The sequence below is a fragment of the Streptomyces sp. NPDC044002 genome (assembly GCF_056434525.1).
Genome location: NZ_JBWKEZ010000008.1, coordinates 152,056 through 168,560, shown reverse-complemented (window position 1 = coordinate 168,560; position 16,505 = coordinate 152,056). Strand labels below are relative to the sequence as shown.

General features: G+C 70.2%; 20 protein-coding genes, 1 tRNA gene and 1 pseudogene. 14 read left to right on the top strand and 8 right to left on the bottom strand.

The annotated features are described in order from the left end of the window. Window positions 1-328 precede the first annotated feature (328 nt). Complete coding sequence (locus AC07A6_RS09105) at window positions 329-1,660, bottom strand: nicotinate phosphoribosyltransferase (RefSeq protein WP_478776619.1); 1,332 nt, start codon at window positions 1,658-1,660, stop codon at window positions 329-331. Window positions 1,661-1,741: 81 nt separating this feature from the next. Between AC07A6_RS09105 and clpS the strand changes: the two genes are divergently transcribed. The 8 genes from clpS to AC07A6_RS09065 all read left to right on the top strand — a co-directional run bounded on the left by clpS (window position 1,742) and on the right by AC07A6_RS09065 (window position 7,118). Then, the gene (clpS, locus tag AC07A6_RS09100) at window positions 1,742-2,056 is read left to right on the top strand and encodes an ATP-dependent Clp protease adapter ClpS (RefSeq protein WP_362470342.1); all 315 of its coding nucleotides are present in this window, start codon (window positions 1,742-1,744) and stop codon (window positions 2,054-2,056) included. Next, window positions 2,056-2,661 (top strand): DUF2017 domain-containing protein, encoded by a 606-nt coding sequence (locus tag AC07A6_RS09095; RefSeq protein ID WP_362470345.1) that lies wholly within the window; start codon window positions 2,056-2,058, stop codon window positions 2,659-2,661. The genes clpS and AC07A6_RS09095 overlap by 1 nt, the downstream gene beginning before the upstream one ends. 339 nt (window positions 2,662-3,000) lie before the next feature. Then, the gene (locus AC07A6_RS09090) at window positions 3,001-4,446 is read left to right on the top strand and encodes an amino acid permease (protein ID WP_478776618.1); all 1,446 of its coding nucleotides are present in this window, start codon (window positions 3,001-3,003) and stop codon (window positions 4,444-4,446) included. A 142-nt stretch (window positions 4,447-4,588) separates the two neighbouring features. Next, window positions 4,589-5,011, top strand: coding sequence for a M67 family metallopeptidase (locus AC07A6_RS09085; RefSeq protein WP_007264348.1), 423 nt, complete (start codon window positions 4,589-4,591; stop codon window positions 5,009-5,011). A 77-nt stretch (window positions 5,012-5,088) separates the two neighbouring features. Continuing rightward, window positions 5,089-5,196 carry a putative leader peptide gene (locus AC07A6_RS09080; protein WP_312847437.1) on the top strand — a complete coding sequence of 36 codons (108 nt, stop codon included), beginning with the start codon at window positions 5,089-5,091 and terminating at the stop codon, window positions 5,194-5,196. Window positions 5,197-5,278: 82 nt separating this feature from the next. Next, window positions 5,279-5,557, top strand: coding sequence for a MoaD/ThiS family protein (locus tag AC07A6_RS09075; RefSeq protein WP_007264347.1), 279 nt, complete (start codon window positions 5,279-5,281; stop codon window positions 5,555-5,557). Beyond that, the gene (locus tag AC07A6_RS09070; RefSeq protein ID WP_285345810.1) at window positions 5,557-6,507 is read left to right on the top strand and encodes a PLP-dependent cysteine synthase family protein; all 951 of its coding nucleotides are present in this window, start codon (window positions 5,557-5,559) and stop codon (window positions 6,505-6,507) included. Before AC07A6_RS09075 ends, AC07A6_RS09070 begins: the two co-directional genes overlap by 1 nt. 200 nt (window positions 6,508-6,707) lie before the next feature. Then, window positions 6,708-7,118 carry a DUF7144 family membrane protein gene (locus AC07A6_RS09065; protein WP_478776617.1) on the top strand — a complete coding sequence of 137 codons (411 nt, stop codon included), beginning with the start codon at window positions 6,708-6,710 and terminating at the stop codon, window positions 7,116-7,118. 84 nt (window positions 7,119-7,202) lie between these two features. Here AC07A6_RS09065 and AC07A6_RS09060 read toward each other — a convergent pair whose 3' ends face one another. Both AC07A6_RS09060 and AC07A6_RS09055 read right to left on the bottom strand, forming a co-directional pair. After that, window positions 7,203-7,556 (bottom strand): DUF488 domain-containing protein, encoded by a 354-nt coding sequence (locus AC07A6_RS09060; RefSeq protein ID WP_478776616.1) that lies wholly within the window; start codon window positions 7,554-7,556, stop codon window positions 7,203-7,205. Next, window positions 7,553-7,969: a hypothetical protein gene (locus tag AC07A6_RS09055; protein ID WP_362470355.1), complete on the bottom strand. Its 417-nt coding sequence runs from the start codon at window positions 7,967-7,969 to the stop codon at window positions 7,553-7,555. Before AC07A6_RS09055 ends, AC07A6_RS09060 begins: the two co-directional genes overlap by 4 nt. A 195-nt stretch (window positions 7,970-8,164) precedes the next feature. Here AC07A6_RS09055 and AC07A6_RS09050 point away from each other — a divergent pair, with 195 nt between their 5' ends. Further along, a complete protein-coding gene (locus AC07A6_RS09050; RefSeq protein WP_362470357.1) occupies window positions 8,165-8,917 on the top strand; it encodes an MBL fold metallo-hydrolase in 753 nt (250 codons plus the stop codon). Window positions 8,918-9,016: 99 nt separating this feature from the next. On the opposite strand, the gene AC07A6_RS09045 is transcribed toward AC07A6_RS09050, so the two are convergent. Next, window positions 9,017-10,273, bottom strand: coding sequence for a PTS transporter subunit EIIC (locus AC07A6_RS09045; protein ID WP_362470360.1), 1,257 nt, complete (start codon window positions 10,271-10,273; stop codon window positions 9,017-9,019). 242 nt (window positions 10,274-10,515) lie between these two features. Next, window positions 10,516-11,817, bottom strand: a complete 1,302-nt coding sequence (locus AC07A6_RS09040) for a PTS transporter subunit EIIC (RefSeq protein WP_386273684.1) — start codon at window positions 11,815-11,817, stop codon at window positions 10,516-10,518. A gap of 218 nt (window positions 11,818-12,035) precedes the next feature. Here AC07A6_RS09040 and AC07A6_RS09035 point away from each other — a divergent pair. The 4 genes and pseudogenes from AC07A6_RS09035 to rdgB form a co-directional block, all read left to right on the top strand. Next, window positions 12,036-12,287 (top strand): annotated as a pseudogene (locus AC07A6_RS09035) (PTS sugar transporter subunit IIB); the annotation flags it as partial. Window positions 12,288-12,393: 106 nt separating this feature from the next. Next, window positions 12,394-13,128 carry a ribonuclease PH gene (gene rph, locus AC07A6_RS09030; protein ID WP_478776615.1) on the top strand — a complete coding sequence of 245 codons (735 nt, stop codon included), beginning with the start codon at window positions 12,394-12,396 and terminating at the stop codon, window positions 13,126-13,128. A 117-nt stretch (window positions 13,129-13,245) separates the two neighbouring features. Continuing rightward, entirely contained in the window at window positions 13,246-13,641 is a 396-nt protein-coding gene (locus tag AC07A6_RS09025) for a hypothetical protein (protein WP_478776614.1), read from the top strand. An 8-nt stretch (window positions 13,642-13,649) separates the two neighbouring features. Further along, on the top strand, window positions 13,650-14,252 hold the full coding sequence (rdgB, locus tag AC07A6_RS09020) for an RdgB/HAM1 family non-canonical purine NTP pyrophosphatase (protein WP_478776613.1): 603 nt from the start codon (window positions 13,650-13,652) through the stop codon (window positions 14,250-14,252). Between the two features lie 62 nt (window positions 14,253-14,314). Here the strand turns inward: rdgB and AC07A6_RS09015 are convergent. From AC07A6_RS09015 to bcp, 3 genes are all read right to left on the bottom strand, one after another. Beyond that, window positions 14,315-14,398, bottom strand: a tRNA-Leu gene (locus tag AC07A6_RS09015). Between the two features lie 43 nt (window positions 14,399-14,441). Then, window positions 14,442-15,455: an HNH endonuclease signature motif containing protein gene (locus tag AC07A6_RS09010; RefSeq protein WP_478776612.1), complete on the bottom strand. Its 1,014-nt coding sequence runs from the start codon at window positions 15,453-15,455 to the stop codon at window positions 14,442-14,444. A 140-nt stretch (window positions 15,456-15,595) separates the two neighbouring features. Next, window positions 15,596-16,063 (bottom strand): thioredoxin-dependent thiol peroxidase, encoded by a 468-nt coding sequence (gene bcp, locus AC07A6_RS09005; RefSeq protein ID WP_007264334.1) that lies wholly within the window; start codon window positions 16,061-16,063, stop codon window positions 15,596-15,598. Between the two features lie 116 nt (window positions 16,064-16,179). On the opposite strand from bcp, the gene AC07A6_RS09000 reads away from it, so the two are divergent. Next, window positions 16,180-16,497: a DUF3618 domain-containing protein gene (locus AC07A6_RS09000; protein WP_362470376.1), complete on the top strand. Its 318-nt coding sequence runs from the start codon at window positions 16,180-16,182 to the stop codon at window positions 16,495-16,497. The last annotated feature ends 8 nt before the right edge of the window (window positions 16,498-16,505 follow it).

Here is a 16,505-nt window from a genome sequence, read left to right as displayed (position 1 = left end):
GGGTCCCCCCCCCAACGCTTTTTTGTGGGGGGAGGCCCCCCCCGCGCGGGTTTGGGGGGGGGGGGGGGGGGGCCCCCCCCCCCCCCCGGAACGGTGGAAGGGCGGGTAGGGGACCAGCCCCGCGCAGCGGCCCACCCACCCGCAGGCGAGCCACCGGCCCCCGCCCGCCCCCGGTGGCCCCGCCCCGGGCCCGACGGACGGAGTCCGGCGCAGCGGCGCGAAGCCGGTGAGGCGCCCCGGCGCCGAGCCGCGCGAGTGGCGCGTGGAAGAGGCGTGGCGCCCCGGCGCCGAGCCGCGCGAACGGCGCGTCAAAAAGGGCGGCGACGCGTCAGGAAACGGCCTCGGTCGGGATCACGGCCTCGCCGCGCGAGAGCTGGGTCGCCGAGAGCGGGAGGCCGGCCCTGGCCGCCCGGTGGCGGTCGCGCGCGGCCTCCAGCGGCTCGCGGGCCACCACCTCGCCCGCCTTCACCAGCTGCACCAGCAGCTGCGAGCCGGCCAGCGCGGCCGGCACCGGCCCGGTGCCGACGACCTCGGCCTCCGCGACCCCCTCGGCGTCCCGCCGCCGCGCCGCCCACTTGCGGCCGCCGACGGAGGTCTTGCCGCCCGTGGACTTCTTCGCCACCGGCACCAGCGTTGCCTTCGGGTCCGCCGAGGCCGCCCGCGCGACCAGCTTGTAGACCATCGAGCACGTCGGGTGCCCGCTGCCGGTCACCAGCTGGGTGCCCACCCCGTACGCGTCCACCGGCGCCGCCGCCAGTGAGGCGATGGCGTACTCGTCCAGGTCGGAGGTGACCACGATCCGGGTGCCGGTCGCGCCCAGCTCGTCCAGCTGCTGCCGCACCCGGTGCGCGACGAGCAGCAGGTCCCCGGAGTCGATCCGGACCGCGCCCAGGTCCGTCCCGGCGACCTCCACCGCGGTCCGCACGGCCTCGGCGACGTCGTACGTGTCCACCAGCAGGGTGGTCCCGCTGCCCAGCGAGGCGACCTGCGCGGTGAAGGCGTCCCGTTCGCTGTCGTGGACGAGGGTGAAGGCGTGCGCGCTGGTCCCGACCGTCGGGATCCCGTACCGGAAGCCGGCCGCCAGGTCGGAGGTGGAGGTGAAGCCGCCGACGTACGCGGCCCGCGAGGCCGCGACCGCCGCCAGTTCGTGGGTGCGGCGCGCGCCCATCTCGATCAGCGGCCGGTCACCCGCCGCCGAGGCCATCCGGGAGGCGGCCGCGGCGATGGCGGAGTCGTGGTTGAGGATCGAGAGGACGACCGTCTCCAGCAGCACGCACTCGGCGAAGCTGCCCTCGACCCGCAGGATCGGCGACCCGGGGAAGTAGACCTCCCCCTCCGGGTATCCCCAGATGTCACCCGAGAAGCGGTACGACGCCAGCCAGTCCAGCGTCCGCATGTCGACGACGGCCCGCTCCCGCAGGAACTCCAGTACCGCGCCGTCGAAGCGGAAGTTCTCCACGGCGTCCAGGACGCGCCCGGTACCGGCCACCACCCCGTAGCGCCGCCCCTCGGGCAGCCGCCGGGTGAAGACCTCGAAGACCGAGCGGCGTTCGGCGGTGCCGTTCGCCAGGGCGGCCTGCAGCATCGTCAGCTCGTAGTGATCCGTGAAGAGCGCTGTCGACGGCACGTCCACCGGCAGGCCCAGGTCCGCAGGGTTCATGCCACGGATGCTAGCGCACATTTCGTCAGAGTGACGAGATGTAGGGGCCGGTTTGTGCGACCGGCCCGTCGCAGTGGCAGCATGGGACGAGTGAGTGTTGCTCCTATTGAGATCGAACGCACCGAATCCGCCGAGGAGACCTTCGCGGTCCCCGAACCGGACGTCCCGTGGGTGACCCTGGTGCACAACGACCCGGTCAACCTCATGAGCTACGTGACGTACGTGTTCCAGGCGTACTTCGGCTACCCCAAGGACAAGGCGACCAGGCTGATGATGGACGTCCACAACAAGGGCAAGGCGGTCGTCTCCAGCGGCACGCGTGAGGAAATGGAGCGCGACGTGCAGGCCATGCACGGCTACGGGCTCTGGGCGACCCTCTCGCAGGACCGCAACTGATGGGCGGCGTGTTCGAGCCCCTGAAGGGCGGCGGGGCCGCGGTGGCCCTGGACGAGATCGAGATCTCCATCCTGCGCTCGCTGGCCGTGCAGCTGCTGGAGCTGATCGGCCCCGGCGAGCCGGAGCCCGACCCGGACGCCGACCCCCTGGCGGTGCTGTTCGCCGCCTCCGACGGCCCCACGGAGCCCCCGTCCGACCCGGCGCTGGCCCGGCTCTTCCCCGACGCCTACGGGGGCCCCGGCGGCCCGGGGGAGAAGGAGGACCCGCAGGAGCTGCGGGCCCGCTCGGCGGAGTTCCGCCGCTTCACCGAGAACGACCTGCGCACCCGCAAGCGGGAGGACGCGCTGGCCGTCGTGCGCAGCCTCGACTCCCTCACCCCGGCCGGCGACGGCGCGGCGGTGCTGGAGCTGACCGGCGAGCTGCCGCTGCGCTGGCTCGGCGCGCTCAACGACCTCCGGCTGACCATCGCGGCCCGGCTGGACATCACCGAGGACGACGAGAGCGCGGTGCTGTTCCGGCTCCCGGACGACGACCCGCGCAAGCCGATGGTGATGGCGTACCTCTGGCTCGGCGGCCTCCAGGAGACGCTCATCGAGACCCTCTGAGGCGGGTCGGTCCGCCCCGCGGACGTCACCGCGCGCACGTGTTCGCTCAGCGGACGCTCAAATCCGGATAACGATCAGATCACCGTCATGCGGTGATCTGATCTTTTTGCGCCGCCATGTCCTGATATTGCCGTGCCCTGTGTCACTTTTCCGCCCTTCTCCCGCCCGCGAGCACGTGATAGATCTTCACGACCGCCGACGGGACGCCACCCATGTCCCCCGGCCCGCTTGAACCGGCTGACCGCCGGCGTGCAACTCCATCCGTATCCGGGGGGATCGAGGAACCCGATCCGCAGCCGTTCGAGGCGCGGGTCGGCGTGGAGAAAGGCGCACCAAAACATGACCTCTGTGCAGGTCGAGCAGCACGACAGGACGCCCGGCGAGGGCGGTCAGGGCGAGGGCGACGGGGAGGGCTACCACCGGGCGCTCGGAGCCCGCCAGATCCAGATGATCGCGATCGGCGGAGCCATCGGCACCGGCCTCTTCCTGGGCGCCGGCAAGGCGATCTCCAAGGCCGGACCGAGCCTGATCCTGGCCTACGCCATCGCCGGACTGGTCATCTTCTTCATCATGCGGGCCCTGGGCGAACTGCTCATGTACCGGCCCGTCTCCGGCTCGTTCTCGGACTACGCCCGCGAGTTCCTGGGCCCGTTCTGGGGCTACGCGACCGGCTGGACCTACTGGCTGTTCTGGGTGGTCACCGGCATCACCGAGGTCACCGCCGCCGCGAAGTACATGTCGTACTGGACGAACGACAGCTTCCCGCAGTGGGCGTACGCGCTGATCTTCACCGTGATCCTCTACGCCGCCAACCTGATCTCCGTGAAGCTCTTCGGCGAGCTGGAGTTCTGGTTCTCCATGGTCAAGGTCACCGCCATCGTCGGCATGATCCTGATCTGCGCCGGCATCCTCACCATCGGCTTCTCCGACGCCGCCGCGACCGCCTCCGTCTCCAACCTGTGGAACGACCGCGGCTTCTTCCCCAACGGCATCGGCGAGACGCTGATGACCCTGCAGATCGTGATGTTCGCCTTCCTCGCGGTCGAGCTGGTCGGCGTCACCGCCGGCGAGTCCAAGGACCCCGCGAAGACCCTGCCCAAGGCCATCAACACCGTGCCGTGGCGCATCGCCGTCTTCTACGTCGGCGCGCTCATCATGATCATGTCGGTCATCCCGTGGTCCAACTTCAAGGCCGGCGAGAGCCCCTTCGTCCTCGCCTTCGAGAAGATGGGCCTCGGCATCGGCGCCGCGATCGTCAACTTCGTCGTGCTGACCGCCGCCCTGTCCTCCTGCAACTCGGGCATGTACTCCACCGGCCGCATGCTGCGCGACCTCGCGCTCAACGGCCAGGGCCCCAAGTTCTTCACCAAGCTCACGAAGAACGGCACCCCGCTCGCCGGCACCACCTTCTCCGCCGCGCTGATGCTGGTGGGCGTCTGGATCAACTACGTCGCCCCGGGCAAGGCCTTCGACTACGTCGTCTCCTTCGCCACCATCTCCGGCATGTGGGCCTGGATCATGATCCTGGTCTGCCAGATCCGCTACCGCGCCAAGGCCGACCGCGGCGAGCTGCCGCAGTCCGCCTTCCGCGCCCCCGGCGCGCCGTGGACCAGCTGGTTCGCCCTGCTCTTCATCGGCATGGTCATCGTGATGATGGGCGTCGACAAGGACTCCCGCGTCTCGCTGTACTGCGCCCCGCTGTGGGGTCTGATCCTGGGCGTCTCCTACCTCGTCCTGAAGGCCCGCAACCCGCAGGGGGCCGCCTTCAACAAGGTCACCCGCTGACCGGCTGAACGCGGTTCCCGGCCGCCTGCCGCGGCCGGGAACCCGCCCCCCGGGCCCCGCGCCCAAGGCGCTGTGTCCACCATTCGGGCCCTCCCGTACCACTCCTCGGTACGGGAGGGCCCGTCTGCTTATCCTGTGGCTCATGCTGACCCTCACCCAGGCCCTGTACGACCAGATCGTCGAGCACGCCCGCAAGGACCACCCGGACGAGGCGTGCGGCGTCGTGGCCGGCCCCGCGGGCACGGGCCGCCCCGAGCGGTTCATCCCGATGCTCAACGCGGCCCGGTCGCCCACGTTCTACGAGTTCGACTCGAAGGATCTGCTCAAGCTCTACCGCGAGCTCGACGACCGGGACGAGGAGCCCGTGATCGTCTACCACTCGCACACCGCCACCGAGGCCTACCCCTCGCGCACGGACGTCACCTACGCGAACGAGCCCGGCGCGCACTACGTCCTCGTCTCCACGGCCGACCAGGACGGCCTCGGCGAGTTCCAGTTCCGCTCCTACCGGATCGTCGACGGCGTGATCACGGAGGAAGAAGTGCAGGTCGTAGCCGCCTACTGACCACTATGTGAGCCGACGGCGTCCACGATGCGGGATCACACTCCAAACACCGGACCGGGAATCGTTAACATGACCGCATGGTTTCCCACGACGTGAGCATCGAGACGCCCGGCAGGCTGCTGCTCGTGGCGCGGCTGCACGTCGACCTGTGCCGCCTCGCCAGCGCCATCTGTCCTGCCGTCTGAGCACCGGGCCCCTTCCGCGCGGGGGCTGCACGAACGCGCGCCCGCACACTTCTTCGCCCCCTTCACGACACTGGAGCCTGCCATGGCCATCGAGGTCCGCATCCCGACCATCCTCCGCACCTACACCGACGGCGAGAAGGCCGTGAACGGCGAGGGCGCCACCCTCTCCGAGCTGTTCGCGGACCTGGACACCCGCCACCAGGGCATCGAGGCGCGCATCGTCGAGGACGGCAAGCTGCGCCGCTTCGTGAACGTCTACCTCAACGACGAGGACGTCCGCTTCATCGACGGCATCTCCACCGCCCTCAAGGACGGCGACAGCGTCACCATCCTCCCGGCCGTGGCCGGCGGCTCGAAGTAATGCGCTACGACTCCCCGCTCGCGGCGGTCGGCAACACCCCGCTCGTGCGCCTGCCCCGGCTGTCCCCCTCGGAGGACGTCCGGATCTGGGCCAAGCTGGAGGACCGCAACCCGACCGGCTCGATCAAGGACCGCCCCGCGCTCCACATGGTCGAGCAGGCGGAGAAGGACGGCCGCCTGTACCCCGGCTGCACCATCCTGGAGCCCACCTCCGGCAACACGGGCATCTCGCTCGCGATGGCCGCGAAGCTCAAGGGCTACCGGATCGTGTGCGTGATGCCGGAGAACACCTCGCAGGAGCGCCGCGACCTTCTCGCGATGTGGGGAGCCGAGATCATCTCGTCGCCGGCCGCGGGCGGTTCGAACACCGCCGTGCGGGTGGCGAAGGAACTGGCCGAGCAGAACCCCTCCTGGGTGATGCTCTACCAGTACGGCAACCCGGACAACGCGGGCGCCCACTACGCCACCACCGGCCCGGAGATCCTCGCCGACCTCCCGTCCATCACCCACTTCGTGGCGGGCCTGGGCACCACCGGCACCCTCATGGGCGTCGGCCGCTACCTCCGCGAGAACGTGCCCGGCGTGAAGATCGTCGCCGCCGAGCCGCGCTACGACGACCTCGTCTACGGCCTGCGCAACCTCGACGAGGGCTTCGTCCCCGAGCTGTACGACGCCTCGGTGCTCACCACCCGCTACTCGGTCGGCTCGGCCGACGCGGTGACCCGCACCCGTGAACTCCTCCAGCAGGAGGGCATCTTCGCGGGCGTCTCCACCGGAGCCGCGCTGCACGCGGCGATCGGCGTGGGCCGCAAGGCGGTCGCCGCCGGGGAGTCCGCCGACATCGTCTTCGTCGTGGCCGACGGCGGCTGGAAGTACCTGTCGACCGGCGTCTACACGGCGGCAACCACCGAAGAGGCCATCGAGGTCCTCCAGGGCCAGCTCTGGGCCTGAGGCCGGCACGCACAGCACGCACAGCACGCACAGCACGCACCCGGAACGCCGCCGGACCCGCACCACGCGGGCCCGGCGGCGTTCCGGCGTCCGGGCCCGGGGCGGTCCCGTTCACCCGTTCGGCCCCCTCGGGGTCGCCCGCCCGGCCCCGCGCGCGCACGCTCGGTACGACCGGTTCCCCGCAGCAGGAAGGTGGCGACATGACCACCACCCCGGGCAGTACCTCCCCGAACGCCTGGGCCACCGGCGGTTCGACCTTCGCCGGCGTCCTGATGGCCGTCAACGGCGTGTTCAGCGTCTTCGAGGGCATCGCCGCCCTCGCCAAGGACGAGGTGTACCTGCCGGTCGGCGACTACACCTTCAAGTTCGACCTCACGGCCTGGGGCTGGATCCACCTGATCCTCGGCGTCATCGTCTTCGCCGTCGGCGTCGGGATCCTCAAGGGCGCCCAGTGGGGCCGGGTCGCTGGCGTGGTCCTGGCCGCCATCTCTGTGATCTTCCACTTCCTGTGGCTGCCCTACCAGCCCCTGTGGGCGCTCATCGCGATCGCCATCGGGGTGTTCGTCATCTGGGCCCTGTGCACGGACCGCGAGCCCGTCCGCCACATCTGACCCCGGCGCCGGCGCCGGCACCGGCCCCGCCCCCCCTGCTCCTGCCCGTCCCGCCCGCCGCACCCCGTGGCGGGCGGGACGCGCTCACGTCCCCGGCTCCAGCAGCTCCGCGAGCACCGCCGCATGGCTGTGGTCCGGGTCCTTGACCGCCGTCACCAGGGTCAGCGGGCCCACCGCCGCCAGCTCCCGCAGCCGTTCCAGGCCCTCCAGCGCCCCGGGAGCCGCCAGCTCCGCCTCGTACCGCACCCGGAACTCCTCCGGCGAGCCGCCCGCGTGGAACCACTTCCGCAGCTCCGCCGACGGCGTCACCGCCCGCGGCCACTCGTCCACCGCGGCCGCCTCCTTAGACAGCCCGCGCGGCCACAGCCGGTCCACGAGCACCCGTACGCCGTCCGCCCCCGGCTCCGGGGGATCGTAGACACGCCGCAGCCGGATCACTCCGCACCGCCTCCCAGCCCCTTGGCCTCGTCCCACAACACCGGGTCCAGTGTCCCCACCGGCGTGCGGAACTCCCACAGCGACACCTCCTCGGGCCGGTCCGCCTCCAGGAAACCGCCCCGCCCGTGCCACCCGGCCATCCCCGGCGGCACCGGGATCACCCCGGCCCGCCGGTCGTCGTACTTCCCGGCGATCCACGCCACCCGCACCCGCTCCCGGTGCGCCCGTACGGCCAGCACCAGGCAGGTCCGGCCGTCCGCCAGCCGCCACAGCTCACCCGGCCGCACCCGCGGCGGCGGCGCCGGCCCGTGGGGCGGGGGCGCCACCGCCACCGCCGTGGCCCGCCGGGGGAGCAGCACCACCACCGCCACGGCGACCGCCGCCACCACGGCGGGCCACCACGACGTGTCCATATTCCGACCGTAGCCGCGCACGCCGCCCCCGGCACGGCAACGCCCGTGCCACCCGTCGCTCTGCTGGGTGACAGCACAGGTGATTCCCCCCACAACGGCCCGCCGCGGAGGAGCGACCGGAGGTTTCGCGCCTTACGCTCGACCCACGCACGGCCCGCATTCCGTCCACGGACCGTCCCCGGAGGTTCACGCTCCATGAAGCTCACCGTCGTCGGCTGTTCGGGGTCCTTCCCGGCCGCGGATTCGGCATGTTCGAGCTATCTCGTCGAGGCCGACGGCTTCCGGCTGCTCCTCGACATGGGCAACGGCTCCCTCGGCGCGCTCCAGCGCCACTGCGGTCTCTACGACCTCGACGCGATCTTCCTGAGCCACCTGCACGCCGACCACTGCATCGACATGTGCGCGTACTTCGTGGCCCGCTACTACCGGCACGAGGGCGGCCGCTGCGGCACCATCCCCGTCTACGGCCCCGAGGGCACCGAGCAGCGCCTGACCACGGCGTACGAGGACGTCCCGGACGAGCGCTCGATGAGCGAGGTATTCGACTTCCGCACCCTGAAGTCCGCCGTCTTCGAGATCGGCCCGTTCACGGTCCGCACGGAGAAGGTCTGCCACCCGGTCGAGTCGTACGGCATCCGCGTCGAGCACGGTGGGCGCGTGCTGGCGTACTCCGGTGACACGGGGGTCTGCCCCGAGCTGGGGACGCTGGCGGAGGGCGCGGACCTGTTCCTGTGCGAGGCCTCCTTCACGCACGGCAAGGAGGACATCCCGGACCTCCACCTCAACGGCCGTGAGGCCGGCGAGTACGCCCGCGACGGCCGCGTCGGAAGGCTCGTGCTGACGCACATCCCGCCGTGGACGGACGCCGCGCAGAACCTGGCGGACGCCCGCGCGGTCTTCGACGGCCGGGTGGACCTCGCGCACGCCGGCGCCGTCTACGAGGTCTGATCCGCGGCCCGGAAACGACGGAGCCCCCGCCCTCCCTTCCGGGAGAGCGGGGGCTCCGTCGCGTAGTTGCCGCCTACGAAACTGCGGGGCCGCGGGGCCTTACTTGGCCTCGGCCTTCGCCAGCTCGGCGAGCTCCTCGTCGGACTCGCGGCCCGGCGTGGGGAGGTTCCACTTGGTGATCGCGAAGCGGAAGATCGCGTAGTAGAGCGCCGCGAAGCACAGGCCCACCAGGACGAGCATCCACGGCTTGGTCGCGATGCCGAGGTTGAGGAAGAAGTCGATCGCGCCGGCGGAGAAGCCGAAGCCGTCCTTCATGCCGAGCGCCCAGGTCAGGGCCATGGACACACCGGTCAGGACCGCGTGGACCGCGTACAGCACCGGGGCGATGAACATGAAGGTGAACTCGATCGGCTCGGTGACACCGGTGACGAACGCGGTGAGCGCGAGGGAGAACATCATGCCGCCGACGACCTTGCGGCGCTCGGGGCGGGCGCAGTGGACGATCGCGAGGCAGGCCGCCGGGAGGGCGAACATCATGATCGGGAAGAAGCCGGTCATGAACTGTCCGGCGCTCGGGTCACCGGCGAGGAAGCGGCCGATGTCGCCGCTCTTGCCGTTGTACTCGCCCGCCTGGAACCAGGGGAAGGAGTTGAGCAGGTGGTGCATGCCGACCGGGATCAGCGCACGGTTGGCGACACCGAAGATGCCCGCGCCGACGGCGCCGGAGCCGACCAGCCACTCACCGAAGCCGTGGATGCCCTTGCCCAGGACCGGCCAGATCAGACCGAAGACGATACCGATGAACAGGCCCGCGAAGGCGGAGAGGATCGGGACCAGGCGGCGGCCGCCGAAGAAGCCCGCCCAGTCCGGCAGCTTGGTCCGGTAGAACTTCTGGTAGAGCAGGGCGACGACGATGCCCATCACGACACCGCCGAGGACCTTGGCGTCGACCGGCGCCTCGACCATCGCGACCTTGCCGTCGACCACCTTGGCGATCTTCGGCAGGCTCGGGTCGGTGAAGGTGGCGAGCACCTTCTGGAAGACCAGGTAACCGGTGACGGCGGCCAGGGCCGTCGAGCCGTCGGCCTTCTTGGCGAAGCCGATCGCGATGCCGACGGCGAACAGCAGCGCCATGTTGCCGATGATCGCGTCACCACCGGCCGCCATGTAGGTGGCGATCTTGTTGATGAAGTCCGGCAGCGACGCCTTGCCGAGCATGTCGTCCTGGCCGAGGCGAATGAGCAGAGCGCCGGCCGGCAGCACGGCAACGGGGAGCATGAGGCTCCGGCCGATGCGCTGCATGACGGCCATCACGCCAGCGCCCTTCTTCTTCTCCGCAGCGGTCGCTGTGGACATGGGTTCCTCCAGTGGACAAGGCGCTGCCTGGGGACATGGAAAATGGGGGTGGCGGCGTCTCGGAAGTGGGGGACCAATGGCTGCTCGGCAGCTGCATGGTCTACACCATTGGGTGGTGTAGACCAGTTGTAGCACGGTCGGGGTTAGATAAGGAACCTTCGATTTTGTGTGGCCTGCGCCACAGGAAGAAGGGCCTCCGGATCATTGGATCCGAAGGCCCTGGCCTTGTGTCACAAGGGGCGCTACGCCTTGGTGTTCTCCGCCTGCATCGCCGCGATCTCCTCGTCCGACTCCCGCCCCGGCGTCGGGATGTTCCACCGCGTGATCGCGAAACGGAACACCGCGTAGTAGACCACCGCGAAACCCAGCCCGATCGGGATGATCAGCCACGGCTTCGTCGCCAGCCCCCAGTTGATGACGTAGTCGATCAGACCCGCCGAGAAGCTGAACCCGTCGTGCACCCCCAGCGCCCACGTCACCGCCATCGACACCCCCGTCAGCACCGCGTGCACCACGTACAGCGCCGGCGCCACGAAGAGGAACGAGTACTCCAGCGGCTCCGTGATCCCCGTGACGAACGAGGTCAGCCCGACCGACAGCATCAGCCCGCCCACCTCCTTGCGCCGCTGCGGCTTCGCACAGTGCGTGATCGCCAGCGCCGCCGCCGGCAGGGCGAACATCATGATCGGGAAGAAGCCGGACAGGAACAGGCCCGCGTTCGGGTCGCCCGCCAGGAACATGTTGATGTCACCGTGCACCGTCGCCCCGTCCGGCTTGGTGTAACTGCCGAACTGGAACCACACCGGCACGTTCAGGAACTGGTGCAGACCGATCACCAGCAGCGCCCGGTTCGCGACGCCGAAGATCCCCGCACCCCAGGCACCCAGCCCCACCAGCCAGTCCGAGAAGCTCTCCAGCGCGTCACCCACCGGCGGCCAGATCCACAGGCACAGCGCCGCGAACACGATCGCCACGAACGACATGATGATCGGCACCAGCCGCCGCCCGTTGAAGAACCCCAGCCAGTCCACCAGCTTCACCCGGTGGTAGCGCTGCCAGAACCACGCCGCCAGCAGCCCCATCACGATGCCGCCGAACACCCCCGGATTCTGGTACGCGTACCCCGCGAACGTGTCCGTCGGCGTCAGGCACCCGCCCCCCACGTCCTTCGTCCCGGACGGGCACGGCTTCGGGAACGCGTGCAGCACCCCCCGGTACACCAGGAACCCCGCCACCGCCGCCAGAGCCGTCGACCCGTCCGCCTTCTTCGCCATGCCGATCGCGACACCCACGCAGAACAGCAGCGGCAGACCCAGGTCCGCGTCCAGCAGCGCCCCGCCCGCCCCCGCCATCACCTTCGCGACGGCCGACCAGTCCAGACCGTCCTTCCCGAACACGTCCGGCTGCCCCAGCCGGTTCAGGATGCCCGCCGCCGGCAGCACCGCGATCGGCAGCTGGAGGCTGCGCCCCATCTTCTGCAACCCCTGGAACAGGCCGTTCCACCACTGCCTGCGCGGCACCTCCGCTGCGCTGCTCGCGCTCATCCGCTTCCTCCCTGGCCGGGCCCGTTTTGGCGGTCGCAGTACGTGCGGCACACTGGTGTAGACCAGTTGTGGGCAGGCTGCTGCTGATCGTCATCCTTCGGCAGGCGTCCGGCTCGCGCTCGCGCAGATAGGCCAACCGTGAGCAACGTGAGCTAACGTGACGAACAGGACGCAGCGGGTAGCCGGCCGGCCACGGCCGCAAAGACTCGTCCTTCGAAACACTCAGGGAGAAACACATGGCCACCAAGGCTGAGAAGATCGTCGCCGGGCTCGGCGGCATCGACAACATCGAAGAGGTCGAGGGCTGCATCACCCGCCTGCGCACCGAGGTCGCCGACCCCTCCCTCGTCGACGAGGCCGCCCTCAAGGCCGCCGGCGCCCACGGCGTCGTCAAGATGGGCACCGCCATCCAGGTCGTCATCGGCACCGACGCCGACCCGATCGCCGGCGAGATCGAAGACATGATGTGAGCTGAGCCCCCCGCTCACCACGCCCCACCAGGGCACCACGAGGACCCCGTACCGGCCGCACCGGACGGGGTCCACGCGTACCCCCGCACCGACTAGGCTCACAGCCATGTCTCGCATCGACGGCCGCACGCCCGAACAGCTCCGCCCGGTCACCATCGAACGCGGATGGAGCAAGCACGCCGAGGGCTCCGTCCTCATCTCCTTCGGAGACACCAAGGTCTTCTGCACCGCCTCCTTCACCGAAGGCGTCCCGCGCTGGCGCAAGGGCAGCGGCGAAGGCTGGGTCACCTCCGAGTACTCGATGCTGCCCCGCTCCACCAACACCCGCGGCGACCGCGAATCCGTCCGCGGCAAGATCGGCGGCCGCACCCACGAGATCTCCCGCCTCATCGGCCGCTCGCTGCGCGCCGTCATCGACTACAAGGCCCTCGGCGAGAACACCATCGTCCTGGACTGCGACGTCCTCCAGGCCGACGGCGGCACCCGCACCGCCGCCATCACCGGCGCCTACGTCGCCCTCGCCGACGCCATCGCCTGGGGCCAGCAGAAGAAGCACATCAAGGCCGGCCGCAAGCCCCTCACCGGCACCGTCGCCGCCGTCTCCGTCGGCATCGTCGACGGCGTCCCGCTCCTCGACCTCTGCTACGAGGAGGACGTCCGCGCCGAGACCGACATGAACGTCGTCTGCACCGGCGACGGCCGCTTCGTCGAGGTCCAGGGCACCGCCGAGGGCGAGCCCTTCGACCGCAAGGAACTCAACGCCCTCCTCGACCTCGCCGCCGGCGGCTGCGCCGACCTGGAGGCCCTCCAGCTCGGCGCCCTGGACCTCCAGACCCCGTAGGCCCTGCCGGCCCCGCGGCAACCGCCGGACGCGGGCCCGCGTCTACGCGGATACGGGCGCACGGTGTCACCACCGTGCGCCCGTCCACGCATCCGAGCCTTTCCGGGGGACCGACCCATGAAGCCGAGCAAGCCGAAACTCCGCATCGCCGCCGTCGCCCTGGCCGCGGCCCTCGCCGTCCCGGCCGTCACCGCCTGCGACGCCATCTCCACCGCCATGGACTGCGCCAACACCGCCGTCGCCATCGCGGACAGCGTCAACAACCTCCAGCAGGCCGTCTCCAACGCGGGCAACAGCATCCAGGACACCCAGAACGCGCTGGACCAGATCGACACCAACCTCAAGAAGATCAAGGACACGACGGGCAACGCCGACCTCGGCAAGGCCGTCGACTCCATGAGCACGGCCGTCAAGAACGTCCGCACCGCCGTCAACAACGGCGACACCACCCCCGACGTCAAGCCGGTCGCCGACGCCGCCGCCGAGATCTCCAAGGTCTGCACCCCGGGATAATGGGGAGCATGACCCGTCTGATCCTCGCGACCCGCAACGCGGGCAAAGTCGCCGAACTCCGCGCCATCCTGTCCGCCGCCGACCTGCCGCACGAGCTGGTCGGCGCGGACGCGTACCCCGAGGTCCCGGACGTCAAGGAGACCGGCGTCACCTTCGCCGAGAACGCCCTCCTCAAGGCCCACGCCCTCGCACAGGCCACCGGGCACCCCGCCATCGCGGACGACTCCGGCCTCTGCGTCGACGTCCTGAACGGCGCCCCCGGCATCTTCTCCGCCCGCTGGGCCGGCGCCCACGGCAACGACCGCGCCAACCTGGAGCTCCTGCTGGCCCAGCTGAGCGACATCGCGCCGGAACACCGCGGCGCCCACTTCTTCTGCGCGGCCGCCCTCGCCCTCCCGGACGGCACCGAACGAGTCGTCGAGGGCCGCCTCCTGGGCACCCTCCGCCACACCCCGGTGGGCGGCGGCGGCTTCGGCTACGACCCGATCCTCCAGCCCCTGGGCGAGACCCGCACCTGCGCGGAACTGACGGCGGACGAGAAGAACGCCATCTCCCACCGCGGCCAGGCCTTCCGCGGGCTGGTCCCGGTCCTGCGGGAGCTGCTGGGCTGAGGCCGGAGGCACCCCGAAGGCCCCCTACGCGGCAACTGCGTACGGGGCCTTCGGCGTGGATGTGCGGTTGGGGGGACTCGAACCCCCACGGGTTTTACCCCACTTGGACCTAAACCAAGCGTGACTACCTATTCCACCACAACCGCGACATATTGCCCAATTCGGACATTCAGCCCGCCTGGGTTGACCTCAGTCTACGGGGCGGCCGGGGGAGACGGCAGGTTTGGGGCGACGATTTCGGCACCACGTGTCCGTCAGGGAGTGGCAGTTGGGACAGAGGAAGCGGAGGTTTTCGGGGCGGTTGTCCAGCCAGTCCCCGCTGATGTGGTCGATCTGAAGCGTGATCGGCCGGCCGAGCCACTCGCCGGGGTTTCCGCACGTGGCGCAGCTGTACGGGCGGCCGATCTCCTGCAGGGCCCGATGCAGCCGCGCGCGGTTGGTCCGGGGTGATCCCTCGGGGAGGGTGACCAGTGTGTTCGGTGCCGTGGGCTTCGAAGGGCGAGGTGCCTTGCCCCAGGGGCGCCGTACGAAGTGCGAGGTGTCGAGGTCGAGTCTCGCTACCTGGCGTCGAACCCGGCGATGGTTCGTGTCGTTGACTTCCAGATCCAGGGCCCGCATGACGTCCGCGTAGCTGGTTGCCTCCGAAACGGCCGCATGGAGGGCGTCATCGGCAAGGACGCGCCGGGAGTTGCGGAAGTGTGCAGTGTCGACGCCGTGTTCGCGCAGCATGCGGCTCAGCGCGGCTCGTGAGCGGCTGTCGTCCGGCACCCCGAGCGAGCGGGCGACGCCCCGCACGCTCTCGGCGGATGCGGCCGCCTCGCGAAGCTCGGTGGCAGTGAAGGGCAGGTCGAGCCCTGCGCGGTTCATGCCCGGGAAGTGGCTGACGTCCAGGCCCAATGCCTCGACGCGGCGGGCTATGTGCGACAGCGTTCCCGTTGCGGGCGTCGCCCCGAGGGTTCTGGCCACCTCGCGGAAGGTCGTGGATGCGGTGACTGCCGACGTGATGGCCTCGTCCGAGTACTTGCGCCACGGGCTGCGCTGCTTGAAGTGAGTCGTGTCGAGTCCCTGTTCGGCGACCTTCTCCTGAAGGACCCGTCGTTGGCCGCCGCTCTCACGCAGGCCGAGCCGTCGCATCAGATCGGCCCATCCCCGCGCTTCGGCAACGGCCGTTGCCAGCGCTGTCGGCTCGTACCGGTCGCTCACGTCATCCCCCGCTTTCCAGCCTGGCGTTCCGACCTCGTACGGAGTAACGAACCGAGATGGGGAGTGTTACGTCCGATAAACGGAAAGTCCCGCACCACTTCTGGTGCGGGACTTCGCGGGGCAGGACCGGGCGGCGTCGGTCAGATGCCGAGGTCCTTGATGATCTTCGCAACGTGGCCGGTGGCCTTGACGTTGTAGAAGGCGTGCTCGACCTTGCCCTCCTCGTCCACGACCACCGTGGAGCGGATGACCCCGGTGACCGTCTTGCCGTACAGCTTCTTCTCGCCGAAGGCGCCGTACGCCGCCAGGGTCTCCTTCTCCGGGTCCCCGACCAGGGTGACCTTCAGGTGCTCCTGCTCGCGGAACTTCGCGAGCTTCTCAGGCTTGTCCGGGGAGACGCCGATGACGTCGTAGCCGGCCGTGGCCAGGACGTCCAGGTTGTCCGTGAAGTCGCAGGCCTGCTTGGTGCAGCCCGGCGTCAGGGCCGCCGGGTAGAAGTACACGATCACCTTGCGGCCCTTGTGGTCGGCCAGCGAGACCTCGTTGCCGTCCGCGTCGGGCAGGGTGAAGGCGGGGGCGATGTCGCCCGGCTGGAGTCGCTCGCTCATGTCAGTGCTCTCCTCGGGAGGGGATCCGTACGGCATGAGCCTAAGCTGACTTAGCTGACAGACTGTCCATGACGGATCAAGCCCACAGACGACGAAACGACGACGGAGGCAGCGCGGTGCCGGAAGCCAGGACCCCCGCACAGATCGAGGCGGACATCGTCCGCCGCCGCGAGCAGCTCGCCGAGACGCTCGACGAGATCGGCGTGCGCATGCACCCGCAGACGATCATCGGGGACGCGAAGGCCCGGGTCGCCTCGGCGGTGGACCACACCGCCGGCCGCGCCTTCGTCGCCGTGAACCGGCTCGTCACCGACGTGAAGGACGGCCTGCGCCACGAGGACGGCGCCCCGCGCATCGAGCGGATCCTGCCGGTCGCGCTCCTCGCGGTCGGCGTGGTGGGGCTGCTCGTGGCCTCCTCGCGCCGCAAGCGGTGACCACCCTC